Origin of the sequence: Peterkaempfera podocarpi, assembly GCF_042466665.1 — a bacterium.
GTDB classification, from domain to species: Bacteria; Actinomycetota; Actinomycetes; order Streptomycetales; family Streptomycetaceae; genus Peterkaempfera; species Peterkaempfera podocarpi.
The window spans coordinates 3,601,178-3,616,648 of the sequence record NZ_CP162102.1; the positions used below are offsets into that span (position 1 = coordinate 3,601,178).

General features: G+C 70.7%; 14 protein-coding genes. 7 read left to right on the forward strand and 7 right to left on the reverse strand.

What is annotated here, in order from left to right:
• Positions 1-364: 364 nt before the first annotated feature.
• Positions 365-1,684 carry a PhoH family protein gene (locus AB0761_RS15675; protein WP_377269631.1) on the reverse strand — a complete coding sequence of 440 codons (1,320 nt, stop codon included), beginning with the start codon at positions 1,682-1,684 and terminating at the stop codon, positions 365-367.
• 299 nt (positions 1,685-1,983) lie between these two features.
• Complete coding sequence (locus AB0761_RS15680) at positions 1,984-2,775, reverse strand: isoprenyl transferase (protein WP_377269632.1); 792 nt, start codon at positions 2,773-2,775, stop codon at positions 1,984-1,986.
• Between the two features lie 137 nt (positions 2,776-2,912).
• Here AB0761_RS15680 and mgrA point away from each other — a divergent pair, with 137 nt between their 5' ends.
• Entirely contained in the window at positions 2,913-3,953 is a 1,041-nt protein-coding gene (gene mgrA, locus AB0761_RS15685; RefSeq protein WP_377269633.1) for an L-glyceraldehyde 3-phosphate reductase, read from the forward strand.
• A gap of 343 nt (positions 3,954-4,296) precedes the next feature.
• The gene (locus AB0761_RS15690) at positions 4,297-5,859 is read left to right on the forward strand and encodes a chitinase (protein ID WP_377269634.1); all 1,563 of its coding nucleotides are present in this window, start codon (positions 4,297-4,299) and stop codon (positions 5,857-5,859) included.
• A 167-nt stretch (positions 5,860-6,026) separates the two neighbouring features.
• Here the strand turns inward: AB0761_RS15690 and AB0761_RS15695 are convergent, their stop codons facing one another.
• Both AB0761_RS15695 and AB0761_RS15700 read right to left on the reverse strand, forming a co-directional pair.
• Positions 6,027-6,245 (reverse strand): DUF397 domain-containing protein, encoded by a 219-nt coding sequence (locus AB0761_RS15695; RefSeq protein WP_377269635.1) that lies wholly within the window; start codon positions 6,243-6,245, stop codon positions 6,027-6,029.
• Positions 6,242-7,072, reverse strand: coding sequence for a helix-turn-helix domain-containing protein (locus tag AB0761_RS15700; protein WP_377269636.1), 831 nt, complete (start codon positions 7,070-7,072; stop codon positions 6,242-6,244). Before AB0761_RS15700 ends, AB0761_RS15695 begins: the two co-directional genes overlap by 4 nt.
• 110 nt (positions 7,073-7,182) lie before the next feature.
• Here AB0761_RS15700 and AB0761_RS15705 point away from each other — a divergent pair, with 110 nt between their 5' ends.
• Entirely contained in the window at positions 7,183-7,623 is a 441-nt protein-coding gene (locus tag AB0761_RS15705) for an ATP-binding protein (protein WP_377269637.1), read from the forward strand.
• Between the two features lie 64 nt (positions 7,624-7,687).
• Here AB0761_RS15705 and AB0761_RS15710 read toward each other — a convergent pair whose 3' ends face one another.
• The gene (locus AB0761_RS15710; RefSeq protein WP_377269639.1) at positions 7,688-8,308 is read right to left on the reverse strand and encodes a prepilin peptidase; all 621 of its coding nucleotides are present in this window, start codon (positions 8,306-8,308) and stop codon (positions 7,688-7,690) included.
• A 303-nt stretch (positions 8,309-8,611) separates the two neighbouring features.
• On the opposite strand from AB0761_RS15710, the gene AB0761_RS15715 reads away from it, so the two are divergent.
• From AB0761_RS15715 to AB0761_RS15725, 3 genes are all read left to right on the forward strand, one after another.
• Positions 8,612-9,826, forward strand: coding sequence for a pyridoxal phosphate-dependent aminotransferase (locus AB0761_RS15715; protein WP_377269640.1), 1,215 nt, complete (start codon positions 8,612-8,614; stop codon positions 9,824-9,826).
• 75 nt (positions 9,827-9,901) lie between these two features.
• Positions 9,902-10,555, forward strand: a complete 654-nt coding sequence (locus AB0761_RS15720; protein WP_377269641.1) for a hypothetical protein — start codon at positions 9,902-9,904, stop codon at positions 10,553-10,555.
• A 109-nt stretch (positions 10,556-10,664) separates the two neighbouring features.
• Entirely contained in the window at positions 10,665-11,174 is a 510-nt protein-coding gene (locus AB0761_RS15725; RefSeq protein ID WP_377269642.1) for a hypothetical protein, read from the forward strand.
• A 128-nt stretch (positions 11,175-11,302) separates the two neighbouring features.
• Here AB0761_RS15725 and AB0761_RS15730 read toward each other — a convergent pair whose 3' ends face one another.
• Positions 11,303-13,120 carry a phosphoenolpyruvate carboxykinase (GTP) gene (locus AB0761_RS15730; RefSeq protein ID WP_377269643.1) on the reverse strand — a complete coding sequence of 606 codons (1,818 nt, stop codon included), beginning with the start codon at positions 13,118-13,120 and terminating at the stop codon, positions 11,303-11,305.
• A gap of 276 nt (positions 13,121-13,396) precedes the next feature.
• On the opposite strand from AB0761_RS15730, the gene AB0761_RS15735 reads away from it, so the two are divergent.
• The gene (locus AB0761_RS15735; RefSeq protein WP_377269644.1) at positions 13,397-14,149 is read left to right on the forward strand and encodes a hemolysin III family protein; all 753 of its coding nucleotides are present in this window, start codon (positions 13,397-13,399) and stop codon (positions 14,147-14,149) included.
• 444 nt (positions 14,150-14,593) lie between these two features.
• On the opposite strand, the gene AB0761_RS15740 is transcribed toward AB0761_RS15735, so the two are convergent.
• Positions 14,594-15,442 carry a GNAT family N-acetyltransferase gene (locus AB0761_RS15740; RefSeq protein ID WP_377269645.1) on the reverse strand — a complete coding sequence of 283 codons (849 nt, stop codon included), beginning with the start codon at positions 15,440-15,442 and terminating at the stop codon, positions 14,594-14,596.
• Positions 15,443-15,471: the final 29 nt, after the last annotated feature.

Sequence of the window (15,471 nt, forward strand, 5' to 3'; positions counted from 1 at the left end):
TGGTGGATCTCGGGCGGCGTACGGCTTCACCGGTTTTCAGTTGTTCGCACACACCGTCACCGTGAAGGTGGCGTCGCCGCCAGGGGAGGCGGCTTGTCACGCCGTACGCGGGGCCTGACAGAACCCACACCATGCCCGACGAAGACCTGTCCACGCAATTCTCTGTTGCGTGTCGAAATTCACAGGCGTTGCCGACCAGGAACTTTGCCGTTCCCTCGGCAGCAGCCTTAAGGCGGAGTTAGGCTCCGGGCACTGTTGCCCTGCCCCACCGCCGAGTTGGGACAGAGGCTGCGAAAAGGGGGCGAGCCCGGAGGCTCGACCCCTTTTGCGCGGAATTAACCGCCTGAGTCCGTTTCACACGCTTTTATGGCTGAACATCCTCCAGCATCTCGGTCACCAGCGCGGCGATCGGCGAACGCTCGGACCGGGTGAGCGTGATGTGGGCGAAGAGCGGGTGCCCCTTGAGCTTCTCCACCACCGCCACCACACCGTCGTAGCGGCCAACCCTGAGGTTGTCCCGCTGGGCGACGTCATGGGTGAGCACCACCCGGGAACCCTGTCCGATCCGGGACAGCACCGTGAGCAGCACATTGCGCTCCAGCGACTGCGCCTCGTCCACGATCACAAAGGCGTCGTGCAGCGACCGGCCGCGGATGTGGGTCAGCGGCAGCACCTCCAGCATCCCGCGGGAGACCACCTCCTCGATCACATCCGAGGTGGTCACCGCCGAGAGGGTGTCGAAGACGGCCTGCGCCCACGGGCTCATCTTCTCGGCCTCGCTGCCGGGCAGATAGCCCAGCTCCTGGCCGCCGACCGCGTACAGCGGCCGGAACACCATCACCTTGCGGTGCTGTCCGCGCTCCAGTACGGCTTCCAGCCCCGCACAGAGCGCCAGCGCGGACTTGCCGGTGCCGGCCCGTCCGCCCATCGACACGATGCCCACCTCCGGGTCCAGCAGCAGATCGAGGGCGATCCGCTGCTCGGCGCTGCGGCCGCGCAGGCCGAACGCCTCCCGGTCGCCCCGCACCAGCCGAACCCGACCGTCACCGGTGACCCTGCCCAGAGCGCGCCCACGCTCCGAGGTCAGCACCAGTCCGGTGTGCACGGGCAGGGCGCGGGCCTGCTCGATGTCCACCGTCTCCTGGCCGAAGAGTGCGTCCACCTCCTCGCCGGAGACCGAGAGTTCGGACATCCCCGTCCAGCCGGAGGTGATGGCCAGCTCCGCGCGGTACTCCTCCGCGAGCAGGCCGACCGAACTCGCCTTGATGCGCATCGGCAGGTCCTTGGAGACGACGGTCACGTCGTACCCCTCGGCCTGGAGGTTGCGGGCGACCGCGAGGATGCGGGTGTCGCTGTCGCCGAGCCGGTAGCCGGCGGGAAGCACGGAGGGGTCCGAGTGGTTGAGCTCGACCCTGATGGTGCCGCCGATCTCGCCGACCGGGATGGGCTCGTCCAGCCTCCCGTGCCGGATCCGGAAGTCGTCCAGGAGCCTCAGCGCCTGGCGGGCGAAATAGCCCAGCTCCGGGTGGTGCCGCTTGGCCTCGAGCTCGGTGACCACGACCACCGGGAGCACAACCTCGTGCTCCTCGAAACGGGTCATGGCCATCGGGTCGGCCAGGAGCACGCTGGTGTCGAGAACGTACGTGCGCCGGTCGTGCATCCGGCGGCTCTTGGAACTGACCACAAGGCCTCCCGGGCGGGTGACCCGACGTCACCCGCGGCTCACCGGTCCCCGCGGCCCCGGTGGCCGAGGTCCCGGTCTGGTGCGAGTATTCCCTCGCCTCGCCTCTTGCATGCCGCCGATGCCCAACTGACGGATCATCTTCAGCTGGCGTTTGCCCTTGTGGGAGGGGGGTATCGCACTCTTTCGGCACATGCCGCGGTCAGTCGCGGAAGCATCAGGTCATTTCCGACCGTTCACGACCCAACTCAGGTCGGTCGCCCGGCCGGGAGCAGGGGGCGGCCGGGCCGCCTCCTCGTCCGTCAGCCGCCGAAGCGGCGGTTCCGGGCCGCGTAGTCCCGCAGCGCCCGCAGGAAGTCCACCTTGCGGAAGGCCGGCCAGTAGGCCTCACAGAAGTAGAACTCGCTGTGGGCGCTCTGCCAGAGCAGGAACCCCGAGAGCCGCTGCTCCCCCGAGGTACGGATCACCAGGTCGGGGTCGGGCTGGCCGCGGGTGTAGAGATGGGCCGCGATGTGCTCGGTGTCGACGGTGTCCGCCAGGTCCTCCAGGCTGGTGCCCCGGGCGGCGTGCTCCTGGAGCAGCGACCGCACCGCGTCGGCGATCTCGTGCCGCCCGCCGTAGCCGACCGCCACATTGACCAGGATGCCGTCCACGTCCATGGTGTCCTGCTCGGCGGCCTTGAGGACGGCGGAGGTGCTCTCGGGCAGCAGATCCAGTGCCCCTACTGGGTGAACCCGCCAGCTGCGGGCGTCGGCCAGGCCCTGCACCGCGTCCTCGATGATGCCCAGCAGCGGCACCAGTTCCTCGGCGGGCCGGCTCAGGTTGTCGGTGGAGAGCAGCCAGAGCGTGACCACGCCGACGCCGGTCTCGTCGCACCAGCCCAGGAACTCCTGGATCTTGTCGGCGCCGTGTCGGTGGCCGTCGGCGGTGCTGATCCCGGCGGCGCGCGCCCAGCGGCGGTTGCCGTCCAGCATCACTCCGACATGGCGCGGGACGCGTGCGGGATCGAGATGCGCCTCGACCCGGCGCCCGTACACCCCGTAGACCAGGTTCCGCAGACCCGGCGTGCGATAGACCAGATCGCGCAGACCCATGGTGCTCAGCCCCTCCGTGCACTTGCCCGAGTGCAGGGTACTCCGGTCGGCCGTACGTGAACGAAACTCGCTGGTGAACGCGCAGAAATCGCGGCGTATCGTCTCCGCGAACAACAAACTCGAAAGGCATCCGGACGATGACCCCTGCTCCCTACCGGGCCGCGGACGACCGCTACGACGGGTCGATGCGGTACCGCCGCACCGGCCGCAGCGGACTGAAGCTGCCCGAGATCTCACTCGGCCTGTGGCACAACTTCGGCGACGACAAGCCGATGGAGACCCAGCGGGGGATCCTGCGCCGCGCCTTCGACCTCGGCGTCACCCATTTCGACCTGGCCAACAACTACGGCCCGCCCTACGGCTCCGCCGAGGCCAACTTCGGCCGCCACCTCGCCGCCGACTTCCGCCCCTACCGCGACGAGCTGGTGATCTCCACCAAGGCCGGGTACGACATGTGGCCCGGCCCCTACGGCGAGTGGGGCTCCCGCAAGTACCTGCTCTCCAGCCTGGACCAGTCGCTGACCCGGATGGGCCTGGAGTACGTCGACATCTTCTACTCCCACCGGTTCGACCCGGAGACGCCGCTCGAGGAGACCATGGGCGCCCTGGCCTCCGCCGTGCAGCAGGGCAAGGCGCTGTATGTGGGCATCTCCTCCTACAACGCCCAGCGCACCAGGGAGGCCGCCGCCATCCTGGCCGACCTCGGTGTCCCGCTGCTGATCCACCAGCCCTCGTACTCCATGCTCAACCGCTGGCTGGAGGAGGACGGGCTGCTGGACGTGCTGGAGGAGACCGGCACCGGCTGCATCGGCTTCGCGCCGCTGGCGCAGGGCCTGCTCACCGACAAGTACCTCGGCGGCATCCCGGAGGGCTCGCGCGCCACCCAGGGCAAGTCGCTGGACCCGGGGGCGATCAGCGAGCAGACGGTGGGCAAGCTGCGGGCGCTCAACGGCATCGCCGAGCGCCGCGGTCAGACGCTGGCCCAGCTGGCGCTCACCTGGCTGCTGCGCGACGAACGGATCACCTCGGCGCTGATCGGCGCCTCGTCCGTGGCGCAGCTCGAAGCCAATGTGGCCGCGGTGCGGGGTCCGCGGCTCACCACCGAGGAGCTGGCGGAGATCGACGAGTACGCCACCGACTCCGGACTCAACCTGTGGGCGAGGTCCTCCGAGGGCTGAGACCGTCCACGACCCCGCACCACCCACGACCCCGCACCACCCGCGACGCCGCAGATCGGCAGATCCGCGGATTCGCAGCTGAGAGCCTCCGTCCGAGCCCGGACGGGGGCTCTCGGCGTGTCCCAAGCCGCCCTGATGCCTTCCTTAAGGGACCCGTAAGCCGTTGTCCGCCGTCTTGACGGCCCTCATTGGTCTAGTCCACCGTTTGGGGCACGCAGCATCGCGTGCCCTGGGAGCAGGGACGGGCCGCGCCGTGCCGCAGGCTTCACCCTTCCCCCTCACCGGACCGCCGCGTTCCCCCCGACGCGGCGGTCCGCCCTCCGCGCAAGGGAGTCACAGACCCATGGCACGTGCTGCACACAGACGGCACAAGCGCACCATCGGTGCTCTCGCCGCCGGCGCCACCGCCCTCGGCGCCGCCGCAGCCGGACTCGTCCTGCTGCCCGGCGGGGCCAGCGCCGCAGACGGCAACCTGACCGTCAACGGCGGCTTCGAGACCGGCACCAAGGCCAACTGGACCTGTTCCGGCACCTCGAGCATCGTCACCTCGCCCGCCCACTCCGGCTCCTACTCGCTGCTGTCGACGCCCAGCGCCTCCGACACGGGGCAGTGCGAGCAGAAGGTGTCCGTGCAGCCCAACTCCAGCTACACGCTGAGCGCCTGGGTGCAGGGTCCGTACGTCTACCTCGGCACCACCGGCAACGGCACCACCGATGTCTCCACCTGGACCACCTCGTCGTCCTGGAGCCAGCTGAGCACCACCTTCCAGACCGGTGCCTCCACCACCAGCGTCACCGTGTACGTCCACGGCTGGTACGGCCAGGGTGCCTTCAACGCCGACGACATCACCCTCACCGGCCCCGGGGGCACCACCCCGCCGACCTCGCAGCCGCCCACGTCGCAGCCGCCGACCTCCCAGCCCCCGACCTCGCAGCCGCCCACGTCGCAGCCGCCGACCTCCCAGCCCCCGACATCGCAGCCGCCCACCTCGCAGCCGCCGACCAGCGGGCTGCCCAAGCACGCGGTCACCGGCTACTGGCAGAACTTCGACAACGGCGCCACCGTGCAGCGGCTGCGCGATGTGCAGAGCGCGTACGACATCATCGCCGTCTCCTTCGCCGACGCCGACCCGTCCAAGCCCGGCGGTATCACCTTCACCCTGGACTCGGCGCTCGCCTCCAAGCTCGGCGGCTACACCGACGCCGACTTCAAGGCGGACATCGCGGCCAAGCACGCGGCCGGGAAGCGGGTCGTGCTCTCGGTCGGCGGCCAGAACGGCACCATCTCGGTCGCTGACTCCACCGCCGCCGCCAACTTCGCCAACAGCGCCTACTCGCTGATGCAGCAGTACGGCTTCGACGGCGTCGACATCGACCTGGAGAACGGCGTCAACGCCACCTACATGGCGCAGTCGCTGCACTCCCTGGCGAGCAAGGCCGGCTCGGGCTTCATCCTGACCATGGCCCCCGAGACCATCGGGATGTACAACACCAGCGGCGCCTACTTCCAGCTGGCGCTGGCCGTGAAGGACATCCTCACCGTGGTGAACACCCAGTTCTACAACTCGGGTTCGATGAACGGCTGCAACGGCAACGTCTACTCGCAGGGCACGGTCGACTTCATCACCGCCCAGGTCTGCACCCACATCCAGGGCGGCCTGCGACCCGACCAGGTCGGCATCGGTGTCCCCGCCTCCAGCCGGGCCGCCGGCAGCGGTTATGTCGACCCCTCCGTGGTCAACAACGCACTGGACTGCCTCGCCACCGGCACCCACTGCGGTTCCTTCGTCCCGCCGGCGAAGTGGCCCACCATCCGCGGCGCCATGACCTGGTCCACCAACTGGGACGCCGCCAACGGCAACGCCTTCTCCAACACCGTCGGCTCACACGTCCACTCGATGCCGTAACGATCCACTGCTCAGCCGGGGCCGTTGCCCGGACCATCCGGTCCGGGCAACGGCCCTCCTGTGTGCGTGCCATGGACGGCGACGAGCGCCAAGGCCGGATCCGAACGCTCAGGCCCCACACCGCTCCATGGCGACAGGGACTCCCAGGCCTTCGCAGCGGCCACCGGTCACTCGGCCCGGTGGAAGCCGCCCGCCTTCACCTCGGACACAAAAGCGGCCCAGGCCTCCGCCCGGAAGACCAGCGCGGGGCCATGGGGGTCCTTGCTGTCCCTGACCGGCACCGCCCCCGGGAAGCCGTCGGCCACCTCGATGCAGTCGCCGCCGTCACCGCTGCTGTAGCTGCTCTTGCGCCAGGCGACCAAGGCCGACTCCCCCGCAGCAATCATGACTTCAAGCCCTCCGTCGCCGACTCGATCAGCGTGAGCGAGGCCCCCGGCGGCAGCGCGGCAGCTCTCGCCTGATCGTAGGACAGCCGACAAGCCCTTATCGCCTCCGGCGAGTCCAGAAGTTGTCCGGAGTGCGGCCCCTCCGTATAGGCCACCACGGGTGCGTTCTCAAAGGACAACAGCCTGAGAGAGCCGACCATCAGCGCATGCATGCCCACGCTGTAGGGCAGCACCTGCACCACGATCCGCCGCGACCGCACCAGATCCGCGATGTGCTCCAGCTGTTCCCGCATCATCGTGGGGTCCAGCCCCGGTCTTCTGATCACCGCCTCGTCGAGGATCGCCCACAACTCCACGCCTGTTGGGTCCTTCAGCAGCTCGGCACGCGACAGCCGGGCCGCCACCATCTCCTCGATCCGCTCCTCCGGCGTGTACGGCCACACCGCGCGAAACGTCTCCCGTGCGTACGCGGCGGTCTGGAGCAGCCCCGGCACCAGCTGCGCCTCGAACGACTCGATCTTCACAGCCGTCTTCTCCAGCTCCGCGAAGCTCGCGAAGAACGGCGGATGCTCCCTGCTCCGCTCGACCATCTCGTACAGCCGCACGAAGTGGCCCTCACCGCCCAGTGCCGTGTCGAGCCGCACAGCAAGCTCCTGGTTGGGAGAGCGCGTCGTCGCCTCGATCTGGCCCACATACGCGCCCGAGACATAGATCTTCGCCCCCAGCCCCTCCTGCGTCAGACCTGCGGCGATACGCATCCGCCGCAGCTCCGCGCCGAAGAACGCACGCGGACTCGCCGCCCCGTCGAGATCCTTCGTCGCCGCCATCGCGAAAGCCCCCCGTCCTGCACTTGAGCAGCTGAACCTCCAACCCTCGCAAGCGTAATAGCAACCAGTGACACTCGACTCACGATCAGTCACAAGAGGAAGGCGGGCCGATGCCCCCGGCAGGAACGTCCCCCAGCCGCCCCGGCGAGTTGGAGTCCCGCCTCACCCGCCATCCGGCGTCGGTCGCAAGGGGCCGCCGCCTGTTGCGCCACTTCCTCACCATCTGCGAGGCCGACCACTATCTGGACCCGGCCGAGTTGGTCCTCAGCGAACTGCTCACCAACGCCGTACGCCACGGCCGCGGCTCCCCCGGCCGTGAGATCCGTACCCGCTTCGAGCTCACCCCGGCCGGCCTTCGCATCGCCGTCTCCGACGCCGACCCCGACCATGTCCCCGAGCCCCACGCCTCCGACGACCCCCTCGCCGAATCCGGCCGCGGCCTTCTCATCGTCCAGGCCCTCGCCGCCACGTGGGGGTGCGACCCCCGCCCCCACGGCATCGGCAAGACCGTCTGGGCCCTCGTCCGGCACGGACCCGCGGACCCGCCCTGAGCCGCACCCACCGATGGCGTCCCCCTGGCTGCGTGCGGTCGCGGCCGCGCCCCACGCGCCCGGGTCAGGCCGCCAGCAGCACCGCTGCCAGCGCCCCCAGCAGCATGAACGGGCCGAAGGGCAGCGGGTCGCCGCCGCGGGCGCGGCGGGTGAGCAGGAGGGCCGTGCCATAGAGGCCCGCGAGCAGGAAGCCGAGGAAGAGGCCGGCGAGGACGGCCCCCCAGCCGTACCAGGCGAGGAGGGCGCCGAGAGTGGGGGCGAGTTTGGCGTCGCCCAGGCCGAGGGGGGCGATCAGGGCCATGGCGCCGTAGAGGGCGCCGAGGGCCAGTGCGGCGAGCAGGCAGCGGATGAGCACGCCCGGGCGGCCGTCCAGCACGGCGGCCGCGCCGAGCAGCAGGGCCGTTCCGGCGAAGGCCGGGAGGGTGAGGGCGTCGGGGAGGCGGTGCTCGGCGGCGTCCACGAAGGCCAGCGCCACGCCCAGCAGGGCGGCCCAGCCCAGGGCGGCGGCGACCGGTGTGAACCCGGTGGCGGCGCCGAGCAGCGCGAGGGGGACTGCGGCCGCGGCCTGGAGCAGGGGAAGCCGTGGCGCTGCGGTGTGCCGGGAGACGGCGCTGCGCAGTGCCGGGCCGGCCGCCGCCCCGACGACCGCTCCGGTCAGTGCGGCGGAAAGGTGCGTGAGTGACATGGCCGGCTCCCCCCGGTGACGCCCCGCAGTCTAGTGCCGCCCCCGCCAACCTTTGCCCTGCCGCGACGCCTGGCACGCACGCTCGCTGCGTTGGCCGAAAGCCCAGGTACGACCCAGTACAAGGGCTTCCGGCCGCCTTGCGATCGCACGCACCAGACGCCGCGGCGTGGGGGCACCTCCCGGCCGCCAGGCTGGGGGAGGGCAAACGTTGGCGGGGGCGGCGCTAGGCGTCACGGGTGAGATCAGGTCCACGTGGTGAACACCACGGGGCGGGGGCTGTGGAGGGCCCGTAAAGTGACCGGCATGCAGGTGATCCAGTCCAGCAAGCTTGCCAATGTCTGCTACGACATCCGCGGGCCGGTGCTCGACGAGGCCATGCGGCTGGAGGACGAGGGCCACCGGATCCTCAAGCTGAACACCGGCAACCCGGCGGTCTTCGGCTTCGAGGCCCCGCCGGAGATCCTCCAGGACATCCTCAAGAACCTCGCCACCGCGCACGGCTACGGCGACTCCAAGGGGCTGCTGGCCGCCCGGCGGGCCGTGGTGATGCACTACGAGGAGCGCGGTCTGCACGGGCTGAACGTGGAGGACGTCTACCTCGGCAACGGTGTCTCCGAGCTGATCCAGATGTCCATGCAGGCGCTGCTGGACGACGGCGACGAGGTGCTGGTCCCGGCGCCGGACTATCCGCTGTGGACGGCCTCGGTGAGCCTGGCCGGCGGTACGGCGGTGCACTACCGCTGCGACGAGCAGGCGGAGTGGTACCCCGATCTGGCCGACATCGAGGCCAAGGTCACCGACCGCACCCGCGCCATCGTGGTGATCAACCCCAACAACCCCACCGGTGCGGTCTACCCGGTGGAGGTGCTGCAGGGGCTGGTGGAGATCGCCCGGCGGCACCGGCTGGTGGTCTACTCGGACGAGATCTACGACAAGATCCTCTACGACGGCACCACCCACACCCCCACCGCCTCGCTCGCCCCCGATCTGCTCTGTGTGACCTTCAACGGGCTGTCCAAGGCCTATCGGGTGGCAGGGTTCCGCTCCGGGTGGATGGCGCTGTCAGGGCCCAAGAAGCACGCCACCAGCTATATCGAGGGCCTGTCGATCCTGGCCAATATGCGGCTCTGCGCCAATATGCCGGCGCAGCACGCGGTGGCGGCGGCGCTCGGCGGACGGCAGTCGATCAAGGACCTGGTGCTGCCCGGCGGCCGGCTGCTGGCCTCCAGGGATGCGGCGTGGACACTGCTCAACGACATCCCGGGCGTCAGTTGCGTCAAGCCCCGGGGCGCCCTGTACGCGTTCCCGCGGCTGGATCCCAAGGTCTACAAGATCAAGGACGATGCGCAGATGGTGCTGGACCTGCTGCGGTCCCAGCACATCCTGGTGGTGCAGGGCAGCGGCTTCAACTGGCAGGAGCCCGACCACTTCCGGCTGGTGACGCTGCCCCGGCCGGAGGACGTCACCGATGCGGTGCACCGCATCGGCACCTTCCTGCAGGGCTACACCCAGCCCTGACGGCATCCCCGCGGCAACCGCTGCGGCCGGTCCGGTGCGATGATGCGGCCATCCGACGCACCCGCAGGAGCCGCCATGTCGTGGACGCCCCGCCCCGAAGCCGGCTGGGGCCGGCGGCCCCGCCCCGGGAGGGGTGGGCTCTGGCGCGGCGTGGGCATCCCGCTGCTGGTGCTGGCGGCCGGCGCGGGTGTCACGGCACTGGTCGCGCTCCGCTGGGGTGGAGCGGAGTGGCCTGTGGCGATGACCGTGACCCTCACGGCGATCGCAGCCGCCGTTCCCGTGGCGCTGGCCGGCGGTGGCAGGCCCTCCCAGATCGTCGTGACGCTGCTCTGCCTCGTCGTCGGCCTGGTCGGCAGTACGGCACTCACCGACCAGGCACTGGTCCGGCGGGGAGAGCAGGTCGAAGCGCTGGTGGCGTCGGTGCAGCAGAGTGCGGGCAGGGACCATCTCAGGAGCTGCACCCTGCACCGGCTGGACGGCCGGAGCATCCCCGGCTCCCTGAGCCCCTGCGACCGGCACCAGGTGGGGGACCGTCTGCGGGTGCTGGTCGATCCGCTGGGCCGGCAGGCACCCGAGGAGGGGAGCCGCGGTGATCTCGCCCCCATCGATGAGGCGGAGGTGGCGCTGGGCGCGTTCGCCCTGCTCGCCCTTGTCCTGGTGGGCAGTGCGCTGCGGACCGCGCGCCGGGCCCGGAGCCTCCGCTTCACCGTTCAGCCGCGTTCGTCCTGACGTACCGCGTCCCGAGATCCGGCCCCACCATGGCCTGACTTCCCGCGGCGACTGATTTAGACTTAGTCCAAGTCCAAGTTAGGATGCACTCACGGTAAGGAGGGCGCCCATGTACGAGCCGATACGGCACAAGTCCGTGCACACCCCACGGGAGTCCGCCGCAGTGGCCACCGCACACCCGCGCCCGTCCCACCACAACAGCAGCGAGCACACCGCCGCCCGCCCCGACCGTCCCGCCCACCTGCGGGAACAGCTGGCCGGGCACCTGGCCGCACTGCTGGCCGCCACCTCCGAGCTGCGCCGAGCCACCACCGCCGCACTGGAGGCGGCCGGGCCCGACGAGGCGCTCGCCGCCCAGCGGGACGACATCGAGAGCGCCGCAGCGCTGATCACCGACCGGATCGAAGACCTCTCGCCGTCCGGGGCGCGGGTGCGGCTGCGCCGTCGGCCGGGCACGGACACCGGCGGCACGCTCGCCGAGCTGCATGCGCACGCCCACACGCTGGCCGGGCGGGTGCTGGTGGTCGCCGCCGCCCAGCAGGACACCGCCACCGCGATGCTGGCCTGCCGGCGCATGGACGCCCATGACTCGGCCTGCCGGGTGCTGCGCGCCGACTGAACGGCCGCACCCCGCACCGTCCCGCGCCGGACATGCCGACGGCCGGAGTCCAGGTCCAGGCGATCGGTGGTCGGGGCGATCGCCTGGCCGGGGCTCCGGCCGTACGGTGACGGATCAGTGACGGTTCGTCAGCCGAGCCGCTCCACGAGCCTGTTGTACTCGTCCCACAGCTCGCTCGGCGTGTGCTCGCCGAAGAGCTCCAGGTGGGACGGGATCAACGCGGCCTCCTGCTTCCAGATGTCCCGGTCGACGGAGAGCAGCAGCTCCAGGTCGTCCTGGGTGAGGTCGAGGCCCTTGAGGTCGAGGGTGTCCTCGGTCGGCAGGATGCCGATCGGGGTCTCCACGCCCTCGGCGGTGCCCTCCAGGCGCTCGACGATCCACTTCAGCACGCGGCTGTTCTCGCCGAAGCCCGGCCAGACGAACTTGCCGTCGGCGTTCTTGCGGAACCAGTTCACGTAGTAGATCTTCGGCAGCTTGGCCGGGTCGGCCTGCTTGCCCAGCTTCACCCAGTGGCCGAAGTAGTCGCCCATGTTGTAGCCGCAGAACGGCAGCATCGCGAACGGGTCGCGCCGCAGCTCGCCCACGGTGCCCTCGGCCGCCGCGGTCTTCTCGCTGGCCACGTTGGCGCCCAGGAAGACACCGTGCTGCCAGTCGAAGGACTCCGTGACCAGCGGGACGGCGCTGGCGCGGCGCCCGCCGAAGAGGATCGCCGAGATCGGGACGCCGGCCGGGTCCTCCCACTCCGGGGCGATGGTCGGGCACTGCGACGCCGGGACGGCGAAGCGGGCGTTGGGGTGGGCGGCCGGGGTGCCGCTCTCCGGCGTCCAGTCGTCGCCGCGCCAGTCGGTGAGGTGCGCCGGAGGCTCCTCGGTGAGGCCCTCCCACCAGACGTCACCGTCGTCGGTCAGCGCGACGTTGGTGAAGACCGTGTTGCCCCACAGGGTGTCGATGGCGTTGGAGTTGGTGTCGCGGCCGGTGCCCGGGGCGACACCGAAGAAGCCGGCCTCCGGGTTGATGGCCCGCAGCGTGCCGTCCTCGCCGAACCGCATCCAGGCGATGTCGTCGCCGATGGTCTCGACCGTCCAGCCCGGGATGGTGGGCTGGAGCATCGCCAGGTTGGTCTTGCCGCAGGCGGACGGGAAGGCCGCCGCGACATAGCGGGGGGCGCCCGTCGGCGGGGTCAGCTTGAGCACCAGCATGTGCTCCGCCAGCCAGCCCTCGTCACGCGCCATCGTCGAGGCGATGCGCAGGGCGTAGCACTTCTTGCCGAGCAGCGCGTTGCCCCCGTAGCCGGAGCCGTACGACCAGATCTCGCGGGTCTCCGGGAAGTGCGAGATGTACTTGGTGGAGTTGCATGGCCAGGCCACGTCTGCCTCGCCCGCGGCCAGCGGGGCGCCGACGCTGTGCACGGCGCGGACGAAGTCGCCGTCCTCGCCCAGGTGGTCCAGCACGGCACTGCCCATCCGGGTCATGACGCGCATCGACACCGCGACATACGCGGAGTCCGTGATCTCCACACCGTAGGCGGCGAGCGGGGATCCCACCGGGCCCATGGAGAAGGGCACCACGTACATGGTGCGGCCGCGCATGGAGCCCTGGAAGACCTCACCGAAGATGGCCCGCATCTCGGCGGGCTGCTTCCAGTGGTTGGTCGGACCGGCGTCCTCCTCCTTCTCGGAGCAGATGAACGTCCGGTCCTCCACGCGGGCGACGTCGCTGGGGTCCGAGGCCGCGTAGTAGGAGTTGGGCCGCTTCTGGGGGTTGAGCCTGGTGAAGGTGCCCTTTTCGACCAGCAGCTCGCACAGGCGCTGGTACTCCTCCTCCGAGCCGTCACACCACTCGACACGATCGGGCTGGGTGAGCTCCGCGATCTCATTCACCCAGGCCAGAAGTCGTTTGTGCTTGGTGGGGGCGGAGTTGTTGAGGGCAGAGTTCTCGTACGGCACGATCGCTCCGTTTCACGCCGGTTCGTCCTTGAACCGGCGTCGGGGTTGAGGGTTGTCGGCAGGGTATCCCCGCAGGCCTCAATGCGACATACCGCCCCTCACGCCGAAGGGGGTTCCCCCGTGACATTCCGGTGATCAAACGGGCGACGAACCGGAAAATCCACCGCATCGAAGGCATCCGACCACGCTGATTACGGCAACAGCACCGGCCGGGGAGTGACCATCGCCACGTCATACCTGACGGTAACCTACGGTCGCGTAGGTAGCATGTCGACCATGACTGCGGAGGACATCCCGAACCCCGCGACCGCCCCGGCGGACGCCACTGCCCCTGCCGCGCCCCCCGCCACCGCGGAGCGCGCCGCCGAACCGGTCGCGGCGGCCGTGCGCCCGCTCAAACCAAAACTCCGCGGCTGGCTGCACGCGGGCATGTTCCCCGCCTCGGTGGCCGCAGGCATCGTGCTGATCTGCCTGGCCCGCACCCCCGAGGCCAGACTCGCCTGCACCGTCTACTCGGTGTCGGCCTGGCTGCTCTTCGGCGTCAGCGCGGTGTACCACCGCTTCACCTGGGGGCCGCGCGGCGAAGCGGTGCTGCGCCGCCTGGACCACGCCAACATCTTCCTGATCATCGCAGGCACCTACACCCCCTTCACCCTCCTGCTGGTGCACGGCGGACGGCGCGAGGTGCTGCTCTGGCTGGTGTGGGCGGGTGCGCTCGCCGGGATCGGCTTCCGGGTCTTCTGGGTGGGTGCGCCGCGCTGGCTCTACACCCCCTGCTATCTGGCGCTGGGCTGGGCCGCGGTCTTCTTCCTGCCGGACTTCCTGCGGACCGGCGGGGTGGCCGTGCTGGTCCTGATCATCACCGGCGGTCTGCTCTACAGCGTCGGCGGCGTGGTGTACGGCCTCAAGCGCCCGAACCCGTCACCACGCTGGTTCGGTTTCCACGAGGTCTTCCACTCGTTCACGCTGGCCGCCTTCATCGTCCAGTACATCGGAGTGTCGATCGTGGCGTACTCGGCGACCGCCTGACCCCGGCCTGCCCCCTCGGCAGGCCTCCGCGGCCTCCCGCGCCCGGCGGCAGCGCTCGCAGTGCTCCACCGACCGCCCCCTGACCACGCCGGCCCCGGCAGCCGCCCCGCGCGGCGCCGGGGCCGCGCGCTGCACCGGCCCGCCGGGCCGGCTCCGCCCCGACCAGGTGCGGGCCACATGGAACATCGCCCAGAGCGCGCCCACCGACGCCACGCCCAGCACCAGCAGCGGCCCGCCGAGCAGGTAGGCCCCCACCACGGCGACCACCGCTCCGGCCGCCGCGGCACCGCCCAGGATCCGCACCGCCATCACGCTCTGCCTCTCCATGACCCGCCCGTCACACCGTATCGACCCACGGTGACATGACGGCGGATCAGGGAGGCGAACAGGACCTCAACATTCGGGCAATTCGCCATGGAGGGCACCGTTCCGGTGCCTGCGCCGTCAGACCGCGAGGCCCAGCACCAGACGGTCGCCGACCGGCCGGTAGCCCAGCCGCTGGTACAGGGCGTTGCTGGTGGGGTTGGCCAGATCGGTGAAGAGCAGCACCTCGCGGGCGCCGTCGGCCAGCGCCTGCGCGGTGGCGGCGGCGGTGACTCCTGCCGCGTACCCGCGGCGACGCGACTGCGGAGGCGTGTAGACGGGGCCGATCCGCACCATGCCCGCCGCCTCGTTCGCACCCGCCAGCGCCACCGGCCGGCCGCCGTCCTCCCAGAGGTGGAACCCACCGCGGGCGATACGGCGCGCGACCCCGTCGGTGAAGTCCCGCAGCAGCGTGCCGGCCTCGCGACTGAACGCCTCGTGCCACTCCACGATCAGCGCCTGGTCCTCCGGCCGGGCGACTCTCGCGGCACCGGGCGGCGCCGGTTGCGGGCCGGTGAGGGCAGCAAGACGGTAGAGACGCTCCCGCCGACGGATCTCCGTCCCTCCACCGGTGACGGTCCGCCAGGCCCCGGCGAAGGCGGTCGCCGCCCCGGTGGCACCGCCGACGGCGTCGACCGCCTCATCCCGGCCCACCAGGACCGCCGCGAGCTCCTCGGCTGCGATCCCCGGCATCCGGCCGAGGGCCACCGGGAACGGGGGCGTCCGCAGACAGGCACCGGCGACCGCCGCCCCGTCCGCCGGGGACCACCAGCCGTACCAGGGTGACGACCCGCCGAAGGCCCGCGGCCCCAGACCGCGGGCCGCGTCCGCGACGGTCAGCAGCACGGTGTTCTCCGCCGGGTGCGCGGCCAGGAACCCCCCGGCGGAGCGCAGAAATGTGTCCAAATCATCGGTGAGGTGCCAGCTCATGGCTCATCGTTCCGCGCCGAAACGGCACA

Bases quoted from the DNA above. Each gene is read 5' to 3' on its own strand.
- AB0761_RS15700 (WP_377269636.1), bottom strand. From the start codon at position 7,072: ATGGCGGCGACGAAGGATCTCGACGGGGCGGCGAGTCCGCGTGCGTTC.
- AB0761_RS15720 (WP_377269641.1), top strand. From the start codon at position 9,902: ATGTCGTGGACGCCCCGCCCCGAAGCCGGCTGGGGCCGGCGGCCCCGC.
- mgrA (WP_377269633.1), top strand. From the start codon at position 2,913: ATGACCCCTGCTCCCTACCGGGCCGCGGACGACCGCTACGACGGGTCG.
- AB0761_RS15715 (WP_377269640.1), top strand. From the start codon at position 8,612: ATGCAGGTGATCCAGTCCAGCAAGCTTGCCAATGTCTGCTACGACATC.
- AB0761_RS15705 (WP_377269637.1), top strand. From the start codon at position 7,183: ATGCCCCCGGCAGGAACGTCCCCCAGCCGCCCCGGCGAGTTGGAGTCC.
- AB0761_RS15680 (WP_377269632.1), bottom strand. From the start codon at position 2,775: ATGGGTCTGCGCGATCTGGTCTATCGCACGCCGGGTCTGCGGAACCTG.
- AB0761_RS15740 (WP_377269645.1), bottom strand. From the start codon at position 15,442: ATGAGCTGGCACCTCACCGATGATTTGGACACATTTCTGCGCTCCGCC.
- AB0761_RS15735 (WP_377269644.1), top strand. From the start codon at position 13,397: ATGACTGCGGAGGACATCCCGAACCCCGCGACCGCCCCGGCGGACGCC.
- AB0761_RS15695 (WP_377269635.1), bottom strand. From the start codon at position 6,245: ATGATTGCTGCGGGGGAGTCGGCCTTGGTCGCCTGGCGCAAGAGCAGC.
- AB0761_RS15690 (WP_377269634.1), top strand. From the start codon at position 4,297: ATGGCACGTGCTGCACACAGACGGCACAAGCGCACCATCGGTGCTCTC.
- AB0761_RS15710 (WP_377269639.1), bottom strand. From the start codon at position 8,308: ATGTCACTCACGCACCTTTCCGCCGCACTGACCGGAGCGGTCGTCGGG.
- AB0761_RS15725 (WP_377269642.1), top strand. From the start codon at position 10,665: ATGTACGAGCCGATACGGCACAAGTCCGTGCACACCCCACGGGAGTCC.